Source organism: Halorubrum cibi, from assembly GCF_900182635.1.
Taxonomy (GTDB): Archaea; Halobacteriota; Halobacteria; order Halobacteriales; family Haloferacaceae; genus Halorubrum; species Halorubrum cibi.
Window position 1 is genome coordinate 87,484 of record NZ_FXTD01000011.1, and the last position, 18,408, is coordinate 105,891.

The 18,408-nt window shown below is 66.6% G+C and carries 23 protein-coding genes; 13 read left to right on the forward strand and 10 right to left on the reverse strand.

Annotated features, from left to right (window positions below):
* Positions 1 to 18: 18 nt before the first annotated feature.
* Complete coding sequence (locus FN829_RS13745) at positions 19 to 846, reverse strand: MBL fold metallo-hydrolase (protein WP_142987535.1); 828 nt, start codon at positions 844 to 846, stop codon at positions 19 to 21.
* 98 nt (positions 847 to 944) lie between these two features.
* On the opposite strand from FN829_RS13745, the gene FN829_RS13750 reads away from it, so the two are divergent.
* Positions 945 to 1,970 carry a succinylglutamate desuccinylase/aspartoacylase family protein gene (locus FN829_RS13750; protein ID WP_142987536.1) on the forward strand — a complete coding sequence of 342 codons (1,026 nt, stop codon included), beginning with the start codon at positions 945 to 947 and terminating at the stop codon, positions 1,968 to 1,970.
* Between the two features lie 33 nt (positions 1,971 to 2,003).
* Here FN829_RS13750 and FN829_RS13755 read toward each other — a convergent pair whose 3' ends face one another.
* The 3 genes from FN829_RS13755 to FN829_RS13765 form a co-directional block, all read right to left on the reverse strand.
* On the reverse strand, positions 2,004 to 2,507 hold the full coding sequence (locus FN829_RS13755; RefSeq protein WP_142987537.1) for a Tfx family DNA-binding protein: 504 nt from the start codon (positions 2,505 to 2,507) through the stop codon (positions 2,004 to 2,006).
* 134 nt (positions 2,508 to 2,641) lie between these two features.
* Positions 2,642 to 3,124 (reverse strand): TRAM domain-containing protein, encoded by a 483-nt coding sequence (locus FN829_RS13760; protein ID WP_142987538.1) that lies wholly within the window; start codon positions 3,122 to 3,124, stop codon positions 2,642 to 2,644.
* A gap of 149 nt (positions 3,125 to 3,273) precedes the next feature.
* A complete protein-coding gene (locus FN829_RS13765; protein WP_142987539.1) occupies positions 3,274 to 3,621 on the reverse strand; it encodes a hypothetical protein in 348 nt (115 codons plus the stop codon).
* Positions 3,622 to 3,737: 116 nt separating this feature from the next.
* Between FN829_RS13765 and FN829_RS13770 the strand changes: the two genes are divergently transcribed.
* From FN829_RS13770 to FN829_RS13785, 4 genes are all read left to right on the forward strand, one after another.
* Positions 3,738 to 3,959, forward strand: a complete 222-nt coding sequence (locus tag FN829_RS13770) for a hypothetical protein (protein ID WP_142987540.1) — start codon at positions 3,738 to 3,740, stop codon at positions 3,957 to 3,959.
* Positions 3,956 to 4,798: a BKACE family enzyme gene (locus FN829_RS13775; protein WP_142987541.1), complete on the forward strand. Its 843-nt coding sequence runs from the start codon at positions 3,956 to 3,958 to the stop codon at positions 4,796 to 4,798. The genes FN829_RS13770 and FN829_RS13775 overlap by 4 nt, the downstream gene beginning before the upstream one ends.
* A 124-nt stretch (positions 4,799 to 4,922) precedes the next feature.
* Positions 4,923 to 7,181, forward strand: coding sequence for a phosphoribosylformylglycinamidine synthase subunit PurL (purL, locus tag FN829_RS13780; RefSeq protein WP_142987542.1), 2,259 nt, complete (start codon positions 4,923 to 4,925; stop codon positions 7,179 to 7,181).
* A 189-nt stretch (positions 7,182 to 7,370) separates the two neighbouring features.
* Positions 7,371 to 8,612: an ABC transporter ATP-binding protein gene (locus tag FN829_RS13785; protein ID WP_142987543.1), complete on the forward strand. Its 1,242-nt coding sequence runs from the start codon at positions 7,371 to 7,373 to the stop codon at positions 8,610 to 8,612.
* 43 nt (positions 8,613 to 8,655) lie between these two features.
* Here the strand turns inward: FN829_RS13785 and FN829_RS15980 are convergent, their stop codons facing one another.
* On the reverse strand, positions 8,656 to 8,802 hold the full coding sequence (locus FN829_RS15980; RefSeq protein ID WP_185955768.1) for a DUF7550 family protein: 147 nt from the start codon (positions 8,800 to 8,802) through the stop codon (positions 8,656 to 8,658).
* A 113-nt stretch (positions 8,803 to 8,915) separates the two neighbouring features.
* Between FN829_RS15980 and FN829_RS13790 the strand changes: the two genes are divergently transcribed.
* Complete coding sequence (locus FN829_RS13790) at positions 8,916 to 9,518, forward strand: hypothetical protein (RefSeq protein ID WP_142987544.1); 603 nt, start codon at positions 8,916 to 8,918, stop codon at positions 9,516 to 9,518.
* Positions 9,496 to 9,762 carry a hypothetical protein gene (locus tag FN829_RS13795; protein WP_142987545.1) on the forward strand — a complete coding sequence of 89 codons (267 nt, stop codon included), beginning with the start codon at positions 9,496 to 9,498 and terminating at the stop codon, positions 9,760 to 9,762. Before FN829_RS13790 ends, FN829_RS13795 begins: the two co-directional genes overlap by 23 nt.
* A gap of 10 nt (positions 9,763 to 9,772) precedes the next feature.
* On the opposite strand, the gene FN829_RS13800 is transcribed toward FN829_RS13795, so the two are convergent.
* Both FN829_RS13800 and FN829_RS13805 read right to left on the reverse strand, forming a co-directional pair.
* Complete coding sequence (locus tag FN829_RS13800) at positions 9,773 to 10,291, reverse strand: DUF3368 domain-containing protein (RefSeq protein ID WP_142987546.1); 519 nt, start codon at positions 10,289 to 10,291, stop codon at positions 9,773 to 9,775.
* On the reverse strand, positions 10,288 to 10,590 hold the full coding sequence (locus FN829_RS13805) for a UPF0175 family protein (protein WP_142987579.1): 303 nt from the start codon (positions 10,588 to 10,590) through the stop codon (positions 10,288 to 10,290). The genes FN829_RS13800 and FN829_RS13805 overlap by 4 nt, the downstream gene beginning before the upstream one ends.
* Before the next feature lie 135 nt (positions 10,591 to 10,725).
* Between FN829_RS13805 and FN829_RS13810 the strand changes: the two genes are divergently transcribed.
* The gene (locus tag FN829_RS13810) at positions 10,726 to 11,016 is read left to right on the forward strand and encodes a ribbon-helix-helix domain-containing protein (protein ID WP_142987547.1); all 291 of its coding nucleotides are present in this window, start codon (positions 10,726 to 10,728) and stop codon (positions 11,014 to 11,016) included.
* Positions 11,003 to 11,290 carry a type II toxin-antitoxin system RelE family toxin gene (locus FN829_RS13815; RefSeq protein ID WP_142987548.1) on the forward strand — a complete coding sequence of 96 codons (288 nt, stop codon included), beginning with the start codon at positions 11,003 to 11,005 and terminating at the stop codon, positions 11,288 to 11,290. The genes FN829_RS13810 and FN829_RS13815 overlap by 14 nt, the downstream gene beginning before the upstream one ends.
* A 33-nt stretch (positions 11,291 to 11,323) precedes the next feature.
* Here the strand turns inward: FN829_RS13815 and FN829_RS15985 are convergent, their stop codons facing one another.
* The 3 genes from FN829_RS15985 to FN829_RS13830 form a co-directional block, all read right to left on the reverse strand.
* Positions 11,324 to 11,503 carry a hypothetical protein gene (locus FN829_RS15985; protein ID WP_185955769.1) on the reverse strand — a complete coding sequence of 60 codons (180 nt, stop codon included), beginning with the start codon at positions 11,501 to 11,503 and terminating at the stop codon, positions 11,324 to 11,326.
* A 172-nt stretch (positions 11,504 to 11,675) separates the two neighbouring features.
* The gene (locus tag FN829_RS13825; protein ID WP_142987549.1) at positions 11,676 to 12,578 is read right to left on the reverse strand and encodes a hypothetical protein; all 903 of its coding nucleotides are present in this window, start codon (positions 12,576 to 12,578) and stop codon (positions 11,676 to 11,678) included.
* 157 nt (positions 12,579 to 12,735) lie between these two features.
* A complete protein-coding gene (locus tag FN829_RS13830) occupies positions 12,736 to 13,314 on the reverse strand; it encodes a DUF7344 domain-containing protein (RefSeq protein ID WP_142987550.1) in 579 nt (192 codons plus the stop codon).
* Positions 13,315 to 13,779: 465 nt separating this feature from the next.
* On the opposite strand from FN829_RS13830, the gene FN829_RS13835 reads away from it, so the two are divergent.
* The 4 genes from FN829_RS13835 to FN829_RS13850 all read left to right on the forward strand — a co-directional run bounded on the left by FN829_RS13835 (position 13,780) and on the right by FN829_RS13850 (position 18,402).
* Positions 13,780 to 14,337 carry a DUF1102 domain-containing protein gene (locus FN829_RS13835; RefSeq protein WP_142987551.1) on the forward strand — a complete coding sequence of 186 codons (558 nt, stop codon included), beginning with the start codon at positions 13,780 to 13,782 and terminating at the stop codon, positions 14,335 to 14,337.
* 244 nt (positions 14,338 to 14,581) lie between these two features.
* Positions 14,582 to 16,177 (forward strand): CARDB domain-containing protein, encoded by a 1,596-nt coding sequence (locus FN829_RS13840; protein WP_142987552.1) that lies wholly within the window; start codon positions 14,582 to 14,584, stop codon positions 16,175 to 16,177.
* A 47-nt stretch (positions 16,178 to 16,224) separates the two neighbouring features.
* On the forward strand, positions 16,225 to 17,169 hold the full coding sequence (locus FN829_RS13845) for a hypothetical protein (protein ID WP_246066540.1): 945 nt from the start codon (positions 16,225 to 16,227) through the stop codon (positions 17,167 to 17,169).
* Between the two features lie 69 nt (positions 17,170 to 17,238).
* Complete coding sequence (locus FN829_RS13850; protein WP_142987553.1) at positions 17,239 to 18,402, forward strand: signal peptidase I; 1,164 nt, start codon at positions 17,239 to 17,241, stop codon at positions 18,400 to 18,402.
* Positions 18,403 to 18,408: the final 6 nt, after the last annotated feature.

Genomic DNA, 18,408 nt, shown 5'->3' on the forward strand with positions numbered 1-18,408 from the left:
GCGGTCGACTGCTCCCTTCTACAGCTCGTAGGTCTCGCCGTCGACCGCGAGCGGCTCCGCGAACGCCTCCTCCGGCGGGTAGAAGTGTGCGAGGTGAACCAGCCGCGTCCGGTCGGCGTTCAGTTCGTCGGCGAGCGCGAGCGCGCCCTCGCGAGTCATGTGCTTCGTGCCGAACGTGCGCGGGACGCCGTCGGGTCCCTCGTGTCGCCCGCCGATCGGGTGGTGTTCACACAGCGAGGCGGGGACGATGGCGTCGGCGAGGAGCAGGTCCGGGTCGGCGAGCGCCTCGCGGGAGCGTTCCGGGATATCGTAGCTCGTGTCGCCCGTGAGCGAGAGCTTCCCACCCGTCTCGGGATCCTCGACGACGACGCCGAAACACAGAAGCGGCGGGTGGTCGACGGGGACGAACCTGACCTCGAGCCCGCAGGTCTCGAACGGCTCGAACGGGTCGCGAGAGTGGACGCCGATCCGGTCCTCGAGGTAGTCGTACTTCCGGCGGACCGTCTCGGCGACGCTCTCGTCGGTCGCGGGGTCGGTCTCGCTCGGCGCGTGGACGGGAAGCCCGTCGACGAGCCGGTAGACGTTGCCGAGGCCGTCGAGGTGGTCGAAGTGGATGTGCGTCACGATCCCGGCGTCGGGCAGCCCCACGTCGTTGTCCAGGAACTGGCTCCGGAAGTCGGGGCTGAAATCGACCAGCAGCGACTCGCCGGTCCGTTCGTTTTCGACGTGGACCGAGAACCGCGAGCGCGACACCCCGCGATCGCGCGCCTCGCGACAGGTGTCACAGTCGCAGCCGACGGTGGGCGTCCCCGTCGTGTCGCCGGTTCCGAGGAGCGTGACCCGCATATCGTGATGGCCTCCTCGTCGCACGGCCTTAGCGTCCGTGATCGAAGGTCTCCTCCGCGACCCGGATTTATAAGCGATTCCGGCACCAAGCCCGGCGCATGTACGACAGCCGCGAGCTCGTCCTCGCACGGCTCCCGTCCGGCGTCCCGATCCGCACGACCGTCCACGTCTACGGCGAGGGAACCCTCGTCGACGGCGAGAAGGGTCCCGAGCTCGACGTTCCCGGCGACGGCGGCCCCGTCGTCTACGCGCAGGCGGCCCAACACGGTCGGGAGGTGAACGGCGCGGCCGTCCTCCGGCGGCTCCACGAACGGCTGACGGGTGGGAACTCCGAGAGAGGGGAAACGGAGTTCCGCGGGACCCTCGTGAGCGTCCCCGTGGCGGACCCGCTCACCTTCGATCACGTCTCGTACACGACGCCGGAGTCGCTCGACTCGATCAACGCCAACATGAACCGCTGTTGGCCCGGCGACCCCGAGGGGACGCTCCACGAGCGCATGGCCGCGCGACTCTGGCCGTTCGCGAGCGCGGCCGACGCGGTCGTCGACCTCCACACCGGGTCGCCGAACATGCTCACCCACACCGTCTACATGCGCGGCGACGAGGAGTGCCGGGAGCTCGCGGAGGCGTTCGGCACCGACCTCCTGTTGGCGGAGGCCGCCGGCGACGACGCGGACACGGAGTGGGCCGAGCGGAACTTCGGCGGGAAGTTCCGTGTCGCCGCGACCCGCGAGGGGATCCCGACGATCACGCCAGAGCTCGCCCACAGCCGCGAGATCGTCGAGGGGGCGGTCGAGACCGGCGTCGACGGGATGGTCGGCGTCCTGCGAAGCGAGGGCGTGCTCGCCGGCGACCCCGCCTCGTGGGACGGGACCGTCGCTCGCAACCACCTCGGGCGGGTGACCGCGGCCGACTCCGGGCTGTTCCGGCCGGAGCCCGACCTCGCGATCGGCGACGAGGTGGCGGACGGGGAGCGGCTCGGCGAGGTGTACGACCCGTCGACCTTCGAGACGCTCCAGGTCGCCGAGGCGGACCGGGACGGGATCGTCTACTCGGTCGCCCGCGAGTCGACCGTCACCGCGGGCGCGACGCTGGTGGGCGTCGCCGAGCGGATCGAGGAGTGAGACGGCGAACGCGCGTGGCGGACCGCCGCCACGTCACCGCACCCGGATCCGGCCGTCGGCGGCGACCGTGACGAGCAGGCGCTCGCGGACCTCTCGACCATACACTGCGTCGCCCGCGCGCTCGCCGATGGTCTTCATCAGGTCCGGCGCGGTTTGGCTCACCTTGACGCCCGCCTCGTCGCAGGCGTCGTACACCCGTTTGGGCGCGTCGTAGAGGTCGGTTCCCTCGGGGATCTCGACGCGGACCGGCGCGGAGAGCGCCTCGGCGAACGCGACCGTCTCCTTCGCGCGCTCGACGTTGTCGCGCGCGCTCGCCTCGACGCTGGAGACGTTCGCGCGGGAGGTCCCGAGCCGGTCGGCGATGTCGGACTGGCGGAGCCCCCGCTCGCGGAGCGCGAGGACCTCGGCCTGCCGCTCGGTGAGCACGCTCGCGTCGGCGTCGAAGCCGGCACGCGCTAACAGTTCGGCGGCGTCGACGTCGTTCGCGTCGTCGACGTCTCCCGCGTCGCCAGCGGACGAGGCGTCGTCTGCGACCATGCTTCGGCCGACGAGGCGGGCGGTGAAAAAACGGCGGTTTCGCCGGGGAACGGCGATCGATCGGATCGGAGTCGGTTCGGGACCGGATCGGCGGCGTGTGGACTGTCCGTGGGGTGACCCGGCCCCGATCCCCTTCAGTTGCCCCAGAAGTTCTCGCGGCTGCCGAGCCGCTCGCGGTCGGTGCGGCTCGGACGCCCCTCGCGCTCGTCGGTTTCGTCGTCCTCCTCGTCCGCTCCGTCGCGGTCGGCGTCGTCGTCCTCCTCGCCCTCCTCGTCGGGGTCGTCGGGGAGCCGCTCGACTATCTCCTGGGCGGTCGCGTGACTGGATTTCACGCGGTGGATCGACACCACGGCGCGGGCGGGCGGGAGCAGCCCGTCGACGAGCACGATGAATCCGTCGTCGGTGCGGCCGACGCCGGCCCCGCTCTCGTGGATGTCGTCGACCTCGACGACGACCTCCTCGCCGGGCTGGACCGGCTGTCGTTTGAGCTCGTAGATCGGCATGTCGTAGTGGTTACACCACTCGGCGCCTCCCTTGTTGCCGTAGTGTTGACACCCCATGCCCTGGATCCGTTCGTCGAAACTGGGGCAGTCGTCGGCGAGTGGACAGTCCGCCATACAGTAGGTCAGACCGGCGGCCGTTGTAAACGTTTTCGACTTCGCGGGTGTTAAACGGCGGAAACGACCGGCTCGTCCGGCTGAAAATCCGAAGATTCGGTTTCTCGGCGACTCGACCTCGCGGGCGAGTCCTGAGAACCAGACCAGCCTCAGAGGAACTCACGGACCTCGGAGTACCACATGTCGTGGTGGTCGACCGCCCCCACCGCGTCCGCGATATCGACCGCGATGGCGTGCCAACAGCGCTCCGCGGGGTCCTCAGGGTCGAGGTTGTACGTCGCGTCGGCGCAGTCGCAGCCGCCGTCCTCGACGACGTACTCGTCCTCGTGACCGACGACGACGGTGAAATCGCGGTAGCGCTTGATTCGACCCTCCCCGACCGCCTCGATCGCGCGTTTCCCGCGGTCGCCGTGGTCCTCGACGATCGCGGCGGCGATCGGACCGGAGAGTTCGCCGGCCGCCTCGATCGCCGTCCGCCAGTCGTCGACCGGCTCCATGTCCGGTCCTTTTCGGGCGCCCGGTTAAATCCCCTCGGTGGCGTGTCGGAGCGCCGAATCCGCGGAGCGACCTCTCAGAGGGGTGGTTTCAAGCCCCTCGTTGACGATGACCGAACATGAGCGAGACGTGTCCGCACCTGGAGTACCGCGAGGAGGGCGACGGACGATCCTTCGAGGTCGCCCGCGCGTTCTGTACCGTCACGGGGTCGTTCGTCCAGCCGATGCGGGCCGACGTCTGTAACGCCCGGCACGGGCTCGATCCGGAAGCCGACTGCGAGTTCTACGTCGCGCCTGAGGCGGAGGCGGGCGTGGATATCGACGAGAACGAGGAGCGATGACCTACGCCGAGTACCTCGACCGGAAGCCGGTGGTTATCACCGCGGCGCTCACCGGGGGCGTCCACGGGAAGGAGGCGCATCCGGGCCTCCCGGAGACGCCCTCCGAGATCGCCGCGGCCGCGGCGGCCTGCGAGGCGGCGGGCGCGAGCGTCCTCCACCTCCACGCGCGCCGCGAGAACGGCGAGCGCGCGTTCTCGGCCGAGCGGTTTCAGGAGGTGACCGACGCGGTCCGCGAGGCGACCGACGACGTCGTCATTCAGCACTCGACGGGCGGCACCGCCGCCCCCGACGACCTCCGTCACGAGCCGCTCCGGACCGACCCCGCCCCGGAGATGGCGTCGCTCGACATGGGCCCGCTCAACCGTTACGAGCGGCTCACCTCGGAGAACACCCGCGGGCTCGTCTCGTCGCTCCACGACGAGATGCGGGAGCGGGAGATCAAACCCGAACTGGAGGTGTTCAACGACGGCCACCTCAACGAGTCGCTCGCGATCCTCGAGGAGTTCGAGGAGCCGCCGTACCTCAACCTGCTCTTCGGCGGCGGGACCACGTCGCCGCCGCACCCGCGGAACCTCGTGAACCGGGTGGAGGCGCTGCCCGAGGGCGTCGAGTTCAACGTGATCGGGTTCGGGCCGCACCAGTTGCCGATGACGACGCAGTCGATGCTGCTCGGCGGGCACGTCCGGGTCGGGCTGGAGGACAACCGGTACTACGAGCGGGGGGAACTCGCGAGCAACGAGGACCTAGTCGCGCGGGCGGCGCGGATCGCGGAGGAGCTGGATCGCCCCGTGGCGACTCCCGAGGAGACGCGGGAGCTGCTCGGGTTGCGGGGTCGATAGCGACTTCCCGGAAGCGGTGGCGTCGCCGGCGCTTCGGCGGAGTCATCCGCGAAGATATCGCGACAATACCCACGAACGTGCGCATAGAAAAGCATTAGAACCGGCTCGATAACCACGTAAGTGAATGAGTCTGTCCGAGCCGGACCACGAGCTCGTCGCCGCGGAGCTCGGCCGGGAGCCGACGGCGGCCGAGGCCGCGCTGTTCGAGAACCTCTGGAGTGAACACTGCGCGTACCGCTCCTCGCGGCCCCTGCTGTCGGCCTTCGACAGCGAGGGCGACCAGGTCGTCGTCGGCCCCGGCGACGACGCCGCCGTGCTCGCGCTGCCGACCCCCGAGGCGGCCGACGCGCCGGCCGGAGCGCGCGATGCCGACGACTACGGCGACACCTACGTCACGTTCGGCATCGAGAGCCACAACCACCCCTCCTACGTCGACCCGTTCGACGGCGCGGCCACCGGCGTCGGCGGCATCGTCCGCGACACGATGAGCATGGGCGCGTACCCGATCGCCCTGCTCGACTCGCTGTACTTCGGCGACTTCGGCAGCGAGGAGTCACGGTACCTCTTCGAGGGCGTCGTCGAGGGTATCTCACACTACGGCAACTGTATCGGCGTCCCCACGGTCGGCGGCAGCGTCGCCTTCCACGACGGCTACGAGGGCAACCCGCTCGTCAACGTCGCCTGCGTCGGCGTCACGAACGAGGACCGCCTCGTCACCGCGACCGCCGAGGAGCCCGGCAACGCCCTCGTGCTCGTCGGCAACGCGACCGGCCGCGACGGGCTGGGCGGGGCCTCCTTCGCGAGCGAGGACCTCGCCGAGGACGCCGAGACCGAGGACCGGCCCGCGGTCCAGGTCGGCGACCCCTACGCCGAAAAGCGGCTGATCGAGTGCAACGAGGCGCTCGTCGACGAGGACCTGATCGTCGCCGCGCGCGACCTCGGCGCCGCCGGCCTCGGCGGGGCCTCCTCCGAGCTCGTCGCGAAAGGCGGGCTCGGCGCGGCGATCGACCTCGAGGCGGTCCATCAGCGCGAGCCGAACATGAACGCCCTCGAGATACTGCTCGCGGAGAGTCAAGAGCGGATGTGTTACGAGGTCGCCCCCGACGACGTCGACCGCGTTCGCGACCTCGCCGAGCGGTTCGACCTCGGCTGCTCGGTCATCGGCGAGGTGACCGAGGGGAACTACGTCTGTACGTTCGAGGGCGAGACCGTGGTCGACGTCGACGCGGAGTTCCTCGCGGACGGCGCGCCGATGAACGACCTCCCCTCGACGGAGCCGGCCGAGCCCGACCGCGATCTCCCGGATCCCGACCTCGAGGAGGCCTTCGAGGCGGTCGTCTCGGACCCCAACGCCGCCAGCAAGCGCTGGGTGTACCGGCAGTACGACCACGAGGTCGGGACGCGGACCGCGATGAAGCCCGGCGACGACGCCGCGATCGTCGCGATGCGCGAGGCGGCCACGGGCGCGACCCCGGACGATCCGGAGCCGGTCGACGACGGGAGCGGGGACGGTCGGAATGAGGACGATCGGCACGGGGACGCGACCGGCGTCGGGCTCGCGCTCTCCTCGGGCGCGAACCCCCGCTGGACGAGCGTCGCGCCCTACGACGGTGCGCGCGCGGTCGCACTGGAGAACGCGACGAACCTCGCGGCGAAGGGCGCGCTCCCCCTCGCCGCGGTCGACTGTCTGAACGGCGGCAACCCGGAGAAGCCGGAGGTGTACGGCGGCTTCGAGGCGATCGTCGACGGGCTCGCGGACGCGTGTGCCGCCCTCGATACCCCCGTCGTCGGCGGCAACGTCTCGCTGTACAACGACAGCGTCGAGGGGCCGATCCCGCCGACGCCGACGCTCGCGGTGCTCGGGACGCGCGCGGGCTACGACGCGCCGCCCGCCCGGCTCGACGGCGACGCCGCCGAGAACTCCGAACTCCTCCTCGTGGGGCACGCCGGCGACGGGCTCGGCGGCTCGGCGTACCTCGCGGCGGCCGGCGGGTCGGACCGCTTTCCGGCGTTACCCGACGACCCCGCCGCGATCGTCTCGTCGCTCGCGGCGGTCGCGCGCCACGAGGCCACCCTCGCGAGCCACGACGTCAGCGACGGCGGGCTCGCGGTCGCACTCGCGGAGCTCGTCGACGACGACGCGGGCGCGGACGTGACGCTGCCGGACCACGCGGCGGCCTTCGAGGAGACGCCCGGGCGGATCGTCGTCCAGACGACCGACCCGGAAGCGGTCGCCGATCTGGCCGGCGACCTCCCCGTGTTCCGGCTCGGCGACGTGACGGCGGACGGGACGCTGTCGCTGTCGGTCGGCGGGGAGTCGATCGCGGTCGACGCCGACTCGATCCGCGAACTCCGCGGCGTGATTGAGCGCGAGCTCGCCTGAACCGTCCGAATCGCCCGAACCGCCCGATATCCCCGGTCTCGCGTATCTCCCGCCGCTCGACGAGCCACACTCCAGTCACCGCCCTCCTCGTGTCCTCCTCACGGGCCGCCGCGAGCGACACGCTTTTAGGTTCTCCTAAAATACATGGCCCAACGACCGGACGCCGCTTCGATCGGCGTTCGAACTCACATGGCTCACTCACAAGGGACGGACTCACGACAGGTGACGGATCGCGCGCCCGGCGCGTCGTCCGCGTCGGCGACTACCGAGGGGGCCGTCGCGGACGAGGCGGGTCCGCGTGACGACGGGTCGCAAGTGACCGACTCGGTCGAGGGCTCCTCCACCGAGGAGACCGGATCCGAGGCCGATTCCGTGTTGACGCTCTCGGACGTCTCGAAGGAGTTCGGCCCCGAGCGAGCCGTCGACGGGGTCTCACTCGACGTCCGATCGGGCGAGCTCCTCACCTTCCTCGGCCCGTCCGGGTGCGGGAAGACCACGACGCTCCGGATGATCGCGGGGCTCGAGGAGCCGACGGAGGGGTCGATCGCGCTCGCAGGCGAGACGGTGGCCGACGCGGACGCCGGAAACGCCTTCGTCGAGCCCGAGCGTCGCGACGTGGGGATCGTCTTCCAGAACTTCGCGCTCTTCCCGCACCTCTCCGTGCGCGAGAACATCGCGTTCGGGCTAAGCGACGCCGACGAGGCGGAGACGAGCGCCCGCGTCGACGAGCTGCTCGAACTCGTCGAGATGACCGACCACGGCGGGAAGACGCCCGACCAGCTCTCGGGCGGGCAGAAACAGCGGGTCGCGCTGGCCCGGTCGCTCGCGCCCGAGCCGGACGTGCTCCTCCTCGACGAGCCGTTCTCGAACCTCGACGTGCGCCTGCGCGTCGAGATGCGCGAGGAGGTCCGCCGCATCCTGAAGGCCGCGGGCGTCACCGCCGTCTCCGTCACCCACGACCAGGAGGAGGCGCTCTCCATCTCCGACCGCGTCGCCGTGATGAACGACGGCTCCATCGAGCAGGTCGGTCGCCCCGAGACCGTCTTCGAGCGGCCCGAGTCGAAGTTCGTCGCCTCCTTCCTCGGGCGGGCCTCCTTCCTCGAGGGGAGCCTCCGTGAGGGGCAGGTCGAGACCGGCGTCGGCCGGTTCAACGCCGCCACGCTGGAGGGGTACGACACGACCTACGACGGCGCGCCCGTCGACGTGCTCGTCCGGCCCGACGACCTGCGGGCGACGCCCGCCGACGAGGGCGTCGCCGACGGCGTCGTCGTCTCCAGACAGTACGTCGGTCCCTCGTTCATCTACCGGGTCGAACTCGACTCCGGCGAGGCGGTCCACTGCCTACACAACCACGTCGAGGAGTTCGAACTCGACCAGTCGGTGAGCATCGACCTCATCGCGGACCACCCGCTGGCGTGGTACCCGCGGTAGGTTCGAAAAGACGTTTCTCGACCGAATCCTTGCTCGTCCGGCGTCAGATCAGAAGCGCCGGCAGCACGTACGCGAGGAGGAGCCCGATCAGGGTGACGGCCGCGCCGATGCCGACCTCGCGGCCCCCGAACTCCTGCATCGGGGCGGTCACGCGCTTCTCCGGGTCGGGTTCGTGGGAGTGGTCGTCCATGTTCCGGAGTGTGGCCGCCGGATACAAAAACGCATCTGAACGGGATCGACTTAGGAGCGTCAACGGTCTAGGGTGTCACGGAGGTTTATCGGCACTCGTCTCGACGAGCCGGTATGGGTGGCGTCGAACTCACCGACCGTGGACTCGTCGTCGATCGCGATCCCAATCGTCTCGACGAGCTCGCCATCGGATTCTTTCGGGTCCTCTCACGGCTCGAGATCGACCACGTCTTCGTGGCGGGCTATGTGGCCATCCTCTCCGGACGATCACGGTCTACCGAGGACGTGGGCGTGTTCATCGAGCGATGTTCGTCGGACCGGATCGACGACCTCGTCGCCGAACTCGAACGCGACGGATACTGGGGTCCAGCCATGCCGCTCTCGGAGACGTACGGAAACCTCGCGAGCGGAACGGACATCTGGGTCGCGCCGGACGGCGAGATGACACCGCACTTGGAGGTGAAGTTCCCGGGCGACGAGTTCGATCATGCCTCCCTGGCGAACGCGATCGACGCACACGTCGGCGACGAAACGATCCCGATCGGGCCGTTGGAGCTTCAGATCGCGTACAAGCTCTCGCTCGGCGGGCGGACCGATCTCGAGGACGCCGCACACCTCTACGCGGTGTTCGGAGAAACGCTTTCGAAGCCTCGTCTCGAAGAATGGGTGGAACGACTCGACGTCGAGGGCCGCTATGACCGACTCACGAACGCCTGATGCCGACGACGACGGTCCCGAGCGACCGCCGCGCTACGATCAGGTGATCCGGTGGGCCGAGTACATCGAGGAACACCCGCCGGAGGTGTGGGGGCCACAGCAGAACGCGGTCGTGAACGGGCAACTCGAGAGCGCGCAGGCCGTCGACGTGAGCGCCGAGGAGAAGGTACAGATCCGGGAATTCGCGGACGAGGTGTTGCGGGCGGAACGTGATGACGACGAGGACGGTGAGAACGAGGAGTAGATCGATCCGATCACTCGAACGACTCCATTTTCCGGACGATCCTCGTGTACAGGTCCGGGGCGACGTACCACCCGTGCTCGATCATCGTGTCGATCGTCTCGCGTCCCCGATCGGGTGATAGCTCCCCGCATTTCACCGCCGAGAGGACCACGTACGCGGTCCCTCGCGTCTCGACGCCCTCGACTTCCGCGGCCGACCGGCCGGCCGCCTCGTCCATCACCGCGACCGCGTCGCGCGCGTCGGCATACGCCAGCACCGCGACGTCGGCGTCGCTCAAGCCCGAGTGCCGATCCAGTCGCGTCGCGATCGCGGAGTCGTCGAGGTCGGTCTCGACGACCTCGAGGCGTCCCCCCTCGACGGCCTGCTCGATCCGGCGCGCGTCATCGTAGCCCGCCTCGATCTCCTCGGTCACCACCTCGTCGTACACCGGCTCCGGGACGAGTCGGGGTTCCGAAAGCGTCTCGACGACCGCGAGCCGCTCCGCCTTCGCGAGGTAGATCAGCGCGGTCGCGTCGAAGACCCAATTCACAGGTCCTCGAGGTCGGCTTCGAGGTGATCACCAGAGACCCACGCGGCGTCGGCCTCCTCGACGAGTCGTGCGAACTCCCAGACGGACAGGTCGGTGAGTTCGGCAGCCTTGGTGAGCGAGACCTCGCCGTCGGCGAACCGGTCGAGTGCGCGCTCCCTGCGCCACTCCTCGAGACCCTCCGAGAGGAGTTTCCTGACCGCCGTACTCCGGTCGAGGCGCTCGGACTCGAGGTAGGCCTCGAGTTCCGATTCGAGGTCCTCGGGGACGCGGGTTGAGATCGTGCCCGTGGCGTATACTATGTGTACGATGTATTCATAGGTTTCAGGGCTCGCGTGTACGCCTGCCTGTCGGAGTACCCGATCGACCTGATACCGAGAACGGGATCGACCGTCGGCCGGGTGTGATTTATATGACCGCGAGAGCAATACACACGTATGTCAGAAGCGGGTACGAACGACGTCGATTCCGACGACCCCGAGACCACGACGATCAACGTTCGGGTCACCGAGCGGCAGTTGGAGGAGATCGACGCGGTCTGGAAGGAGGAAGGCTACACCTCTCGAAGCGAGTTCCTTCGCCACGCGATCCGGGACGCGACGGAGCACCCGGGTGCGTCACGCGGCATGCTGGTGAGCATCGCCGCCGAGGAGTACGCGATGCGGAAGGGGGAGCATGACTCCGTTTCCCGTGAAGACGTTCTCGAGATGATCGATGACGGCGAGTGACGACTGGACGTGGGAGTTCCGGCCGCCCGCCGCGCGGGCGTTCGAGAGGCTCGATCCGGCGATACAGCAGCGCATCGTCTCGAAGCTCGACGAGATCGTGACGGACGAATGGCGGGAGCCGCCGGCGTACGTCGAACCGTTGTCCGGCGTCCCGCACGGAAAGATCCGTATCGGTGACTTCCGTTTGGGAGCTGCTGCGGACCGCGAGAACGAGACACTACTGATCTACGACATCGAACATCGGTCGGGAGCGTATCGGCCGGGTGACGACTAAGCACTGATTCGAACGCGCTGAGCGACTCGCCTGCTACAGCGTACTCGGATCGATCCGGTTCACGACGCCGTCAAAATCGTCGTCGAAACTCAATACGGCGTCGATGTCGTGGCGGTCACACAGCCCGACGGTCGTCGCGTCGGTGAAACTGAGTTCCTGATCGTCGTAGCGTTCGAAGACGTCGACCGAGTCGGCGAAACTCGCGTTTGACACTCGGAGCATCTCGAAAACCATCGGATACGGATCGACCCCGCGGAGTCGCCGCCCGCCCCGCTTTGCGGCGGGGAACGAGCACGGTTCGTTTGCGCGTCAGTGTGACGGTCTCGTCTTACACGTTGTCGGTCACGTACGCGGAATCTAATTCTCCTCCTCGTCGACTGTAACGCTACGGACCTTGGCCATTGTTTTCACTCTGACCTTGGCCATTGTTTTCACTCTGACCTTGGCCATTGTTTTCACTCTGACCTTGGCCATTGTTTTCACTCTGACCTTGGCCATTGTTTTCACTCTGACCTTGGCCATTGTTTTCACTCTGACCTTGGCCATTGTTTTCACTCTGACCTTGGCCATTGTTTTCACTCTGACCTTGGCCATTGTTTTCACTATCGTCGCTGCTATCTGTGATTTCCGGCCGCTCGTAGGTTATTCCACCGACTGTTACTGACTCAATCTCTTCACTTGATCGTTTGATGGTTGCTTTATCTTTTTTCGAACTAACTTCTTCCTTGTTTCCGTCGACAAGTACTTCCATGTCGTCCGATTTACCATATATGAAGACCGTACCTTCTCCGTTGAATCGGACATCGATACACGAAAATTCGAACTGCTGGGTCGTTTCGACGGCCGCTCCACCAGCTTCTCCATAGAACGAGAGCTTGACCGATCCCGTTCCAGTATCCCCACACTCGACGCTGATGAAAGCCTTCTCGCCGACACCCAGTCCCTCGTCGTCATCTTTGTTCTCGATCGCGTTGTCGATCGTGACTCCATCGACGACGCCTCCTGTCTTTACGACGTTCACGGTTAGATCAAGCGGATCGGAGAACTGATTCTGTACCCTCACGACACCGTTCGGTCCGTAATCCTCGTCTTCGTCCGCCCGTTCGTAGTCGCCATCGGCTGGAACGACCTCGTTCACCTGCTTCAGTCCCAGATACGCGTTCTCGTCCTCGACGACGTTCACGTCGACCCCCCGCTCGGCGTTCACGCTGCTGAACGCGCCTGAACCAATGGTCATCGCGCCGGAGCTTGCGCCGCCGAGCAGGAGGATCAACTGTCGTCGTTTCATTCGCTGGAGCCCCTCCGTCTTCGAGTCGAGATCGACGCTGTATTCGTATCGTTATGCGGTGCCGGAACGATGGTACGGAGCGCTTGAATTCGTTTCAGGGTTTGATTATTTCTCCGTATCTGTGGCTCTGTAGCCTGTATTAGTCGTTCGGGTTGGATCACTGGAGCTCCGGCGGCTCCTCCAGTTCTCCGACCTTCATCTCCTCGGTGTAGTACTTGTGCGTGACCGCGGAGAACATGAACGCGACAACGATCGCGAGCGTCCACGCGAGGTTCGGAAGCAGCGAAAAGGGCCACGCGCCGATCCACACCGCGGCCACGAGCGCGAGTGAAACTCCCGACAAGCCGATGTAGTACTCGCTCCAGGGGATCTCCTTCCCCTCGACCACGTCCATGTAGAGATCGATGTTCTGGAGCGCGTCGGTGGGCTCGACGACCCCGCGGTTCTTGTTGAAGTCGACGACGCCGGCCCGGTCCATCTTCGGCAGGTGCGACTGCTGGAGCGCGGTGTACACGCGCTTGCGTTCGTTTCCCGTGATCTCTACCGTCTCGACGCCGTTCTCCCACGCCGCGATCTGCTCGGCCATCTCGCCGATCTTCATCGTCTCCTCCTCTCGTTTCAACAGATGCACCGCGAACCGCCGACGCTGGTTCGCGAGCACGTCGAACAGCTCGTCGTCGGAGATGTCGACTCCGACGTCAGAGGGTCCCCCGTCGATCTGCTGTGCCGACGCCATTTCTGTCTGACATATATGGTCCGACCAACATAAATCCTCGGATCGTGATGATTTAGTGAGGGTTCTCACGGCTCGAAACGCGCTCACGAGAGAACCCAAGTAAGCCGGAATTATCGGATACAGAGGGTTGATGAAGTCGTTATCTGATCTGATTACGAACGTCTCACGACTCACGAACGACGATTATTATATGAATAATTACGTATTAAAACACGCAGATCAGCCCTTCAGACCGATCGTGAACGGTGGGAAAGTGGTCTTCAGATCGGTCCTGAACCGATCGACCCGTCGTTCAAGCGGGGGCGGAAGGTATCCGAGCGATCTTCAGTCCAGCCCCGAACCCTTTCTGGAAATTCATAACGATATGGGATAGGCCCCATGGGTGTAGTAGAGCGACCCCGGGTGACGCGGGATGTCCCGCGTCGACAGCCCGCGGGTCGTGTGCGGTCAACGAGGTAACCAACTATGGCAAACCGACGCAAGTTCATCGCCGGTCTGGGCGCATTGGCTACGGGTAGTGCAGCTGCAATGGGTACGGGGGCGTTCAGCTTCATGAACGCTCAGCGTACTGTTAGTGTGAATGTTACGGGCGACTCGAGTGCGTTCCTTGGGATCGAAACTTCGCAATCAAAGTACGCAACTGAATCTGGAGGGACTGCTGAAATAACGCTTAATTCTGATAGTAATGGTAGCGGAGACGGGATTAACGCCAATGCGGATACTCGATTTGATAACGTGCTAGTTCTCCGCAACAATGGTGATCGTGATGTTTCTGTTTCTGTCACCGATAATGATGATAATGTAGAGGATGTATTCCAGGTCTGGGTTGCCGATAGTGCGCCAACTACAGGAGCGAGTCTAACTCGTATTGATAACGGTACGACGTTTATTCTAGGAGAAGGAGAAGCGGCTCATCTTAGTGTGGGTACTTTCCTCCGGAACAATGCGGCGACCCATCTCCCTGATCAATTGACATTTTCAGTGGATAGTTCAATCCCCAACGACGCAGTTGAACCACAGTAAACTCAAGTACATCGGAGAATAGTTGTGAAAAGAAGATTTTTAAATGAATTCGCAGTTGCTACGGTTGATCACAATCGGACCCCGTGCTGTTGGATAAGTATTATAAAAGATCACCAAAATGAATATAATGGTATTGAAACCTGATGATTTCAATTTGCGGGTCACTCACAATACAATCCGAAATAATGTAATCGGGGAATTCAGAAAATATTTGATCAAAATATATTAGATACAATAATATCCTATGGTTCCTATACGTCGCACCGCGATCCTCGCCGTCCTCCTCGTAGCCGCGGGCTCGCTCGCGTTCGCGACGGGCGCGGCGGTCCTCGACGGCGAGGCGGACACCCTCGCCGACGACCGCGTGGCGATCCAGCCCGCGGACGGCCCCAACGGGAAGTACGCCTACCTGAACGAGGACGACGAGATCACGGTCGACGTCTCGCCGACGAACCCGAACCTCTCCGCCGACTTCGAGGGTATCAACGTCGGCTCGACCGGCCGGATCGACGACGTGTTCACGATCACCTACACCGCGGACGAGACGGCGGACGTCTGGATCGAACACGCGGGCGAGAACCTGACGTTCACCACCGACGACGGCCCGATCGAGAACGAATCGAACGGCGTCACCCTAGGGCCGGATCAGTCCGTCTCGGTCGGCCTCCGGTTCGACACGCGCGGGGCGGAGGCGGGCACGTATCTGAGCGGCGACGAGTTCGCGATCCACGCGAACGTCACGGACTCGGCGTCGGCGGAGAACGCGGCGCTCACCGCCGAGGACGGCGACGACGCCGGTCCCACGATGTTCGTCGAGAGCCCGGTGCCGTCGGCGCGCGAACTCGAGGCGAGCGACGTCGACCCCGACGACACGCTCCAGTTCGAGACGGACGGCATGTCGATCGACCGGGAAAACCTCACGCTCGACCGGATCGACCTCCACGGCGTCACGACCCGGACCGTCCGCATGAACGCCAGCGGCACCCCGGAGCCGCTGCCCGAGGCCGGCCCGCTTGAGACGCCGCAGGACCCGGTTCCGCTCGGCTACCTCGCGCTCGCGTACGACTTCGACCCCGCCGAGGTCGAGGAGATGGCGATCCGGTTCAGCATCGACCGCGAGTATTTGGGCGACACCGACCCCGAGAACGTGGTCGTCTTCCGCCGGAGCGACGACGGCGACTGGGAGCCGCGCGAGACCGCGGTCGTCGACGAGGAGGTCGTCGAGATGCGCGGCCTCTCCGCGGACCGGGTCCACTTCGTCGCGCGCACGACGGAGTTCTCGACGTTCGCGGTCGCGACCCACACCGACCGGATCGCGGTCCGGAACGCCAGCCTCGCCGACGCGGCGCTCGAGGCCGGCGACGAGACGACCGTGACCGCGACCGTCGAGAACGGGGGCGGCGCGGCCGGCGAGCGAACCCTGGCGCTCACCGCCGACGGGGAGACGCTCGCCACCGAGACCGTGTCGCTCGCGCCGGGCGAGTCGACGACGGTCTCGTTCCCCGTCGGCTTCGAAGACGACGGCGCGTACGACCTCGCGGTCGACGGCGCCTCCGCCGGACCCCTCCTCGTGGGCGACGGGACCGACTCGAGCGACGACGGGGATCGGGCCGGTATCGGCGGCGGAGACGGGAGCGACGCGGACGGCTCGGACGCCGGACCCGGCGCGTCCGTCGACGACTCGGCGACCACCTCGGGCGACGGTTCCGCGTCACCCGAAGCCGACGGGCCGACCGAGGAGCCGGGCGGGTTCGGACTCCCGGAACTCGCGGGCGTGACGGGAGTGCTCGCCGTGCTGCTCGGGTGGTTGGCGGTGATCCGGCGGATGCCGCACTCCTGACCGCCTCCGGCGACAGGGATTTACTCTCGGATGTCGTGGATGTCGCCGTGACGGATCGGTCGATCGGTTCGGGCGCTCGCGTCGCGGATCCGCCGCTCCGTGAGGTCCTTCTCTCTCGTGCCCGACCGCCCGACCTCCTCGTCCTGTCGGCCGTCCCCGTCGTCCTCCTCGCGGCCTTCACGCTCTCGGAGGAGACTCGACGATCGCTCGCGTTCGCGTATCACGATCCGACCGTTCTCACGGCGTTTTCCGCCCACTACGTCCACCTCGAGGCCGCACACCTCCTCTCGAACGTCGCCGCCTACGGGCTGCTCGCGGGCGTCGGCTACCTACTGGCGGTCACGAGCGGGCAGCGTCGGCTCTTCTTCACCGCGTTCGCGACGTTCTGCCTGTCCTTTCCGTTCGTGCTCTCCGCGATGAACCTCGCCGTCCCGCGGCGCGCGATCGGGTTCGGCTTCTCCGGCGTGAACATGGCCTTCGCGGGGCTCCTCCCGCTGTTGCTCGCCGCGTTCGTCCACGCGCGCCTCTCGAACGGCGAACGCACCCCGCTCTCCGCGTCCACCCCGGTCCGACTGCTTCCGGCGACCTTCCTCGTCGTCGTCGGCTGGATCGGAGTCCTCGCGCTACCCACCGCTGCCGATCCGACCGGGATCGTCGGCCCCGGCGTCCTCCTCGGCGGGGTGCTTCTCGGCGCGCGTGGGATCCTGTCGACCCCGCTGGAGCGCCGCCCCTCGGTTCGCGAGGGCCTGCGTCGGGTGATCGACCGACGCGGATACGGCGACCTCTTCGCCGTCGGCGCGACGCTCGCGGTCGCGTACCCGGTCGTCGGATTCCCCACCGACCCCGGCGTCGACGGCGGCGTGATCAACCTCTACGTCCACTTTCTCGGGTTCTGCCTCGCGTTCATCGGCCCATACGTCCTGCTCGCGGGCGGCGTCTTCGACGAACGGACGGCCCGCCTCGGGGGTTCCACCGATCTCCGGCCCGATTGACACGATCCGCGACTTTATTACGCGCCGATGATAGCGTTCTACCGAACGCGACTGCTTCCTGATTGACACATGTCCCCTCGACGAATCCTCTCGGTCGGCGTACAGGTCGCGGCCGTCCTCGTCGTCCTCTCGCTCGTCGTCGGACAGTTCCTGGGACAGCCGATCCTCCTGAGCTTCGTCGAGACGGGGAGTATGCAGCCCACGCTCGATCCCGGCGACGGGTTCGTCGCGATCCCCGCGCCGGTCGCCGGCGGGGTCGGCGTCGGCGACGTGGTCACCTTCGAGGCCCAGGAGATCCAGGGCGGCGGCTTGACCACCCACCGCGTCGTCGACGAGACCGAACGCGGCTACATCACCCAGGGCGACAACAACCCCTTCACCGACCAGGACGGCGGGGAGCCGGTCGTCCAGGAGACGGAGATCGTCGCGAAGGCGCTCACCGTCGGCGGCAGCGTGGTGGTGATCCCCCATCTCGGGACGGTCGCCATGGCGTTCCAGTCGGGACTCGAGAGCGCTCAGACGTGGCTCGCGGTGACGTTCGGGATGCGGTCGCTCCAGGGCACTCAGGGCCTGGCGTACCTCCTCTTCGGTCTCTCAACCGTCGCGTACGCGGCCGACTGGCTGTTGACGGGACGGACCCGCGACCGGCCGGAGCGCGACCGCTCCCGCGACGACGGCACCTCGGTGACGTTCGTCCTCGTCGTGCTCGCCCTCGTGTTGATGAGCACCGCGACCGCGGCGATGCTGGTTCCCGGCGGAACCCAGGAGTACGGCGTCGTCAGCGCGGAGTTCGAGTCCGAGAACCCCACCGTGATCGAGCGGGGAACGAGCCAGGAGCTGGAGTACGTCATCCCGAACGCCGGGCTCGTCCCCGTCCGGACCTACGTCGAGCCGGCCAGTCCAGGCGTGGCGGTCGAGCCACGTCGGGTCGCGGTCGGCCCCCGCGGCGAGGAGTCGACCACGGTGACGCTCACGGCGCCCGAGGAGACGGGCTACTACCGGATGTTCGTCGTCGAGCACCGCTATCTGGCGGTGTTGCCGCCGGCGGTCATCGACGGTCTCTATCGGGTTCACCCGTGGGTCCCGCTCGTCGCGATCAACGCCCTGCTCGGCGGCGGCATCCTCCTGACCGGCCGCCTCCTGCTTCGCGGGGAGCCGGCGCGGATCCGGAGCCGCGAGTCCCGACGGAAGACCCCGCTTCACCGACGACTCCTCCGTGCGCTCTACAAGTGATTCCCC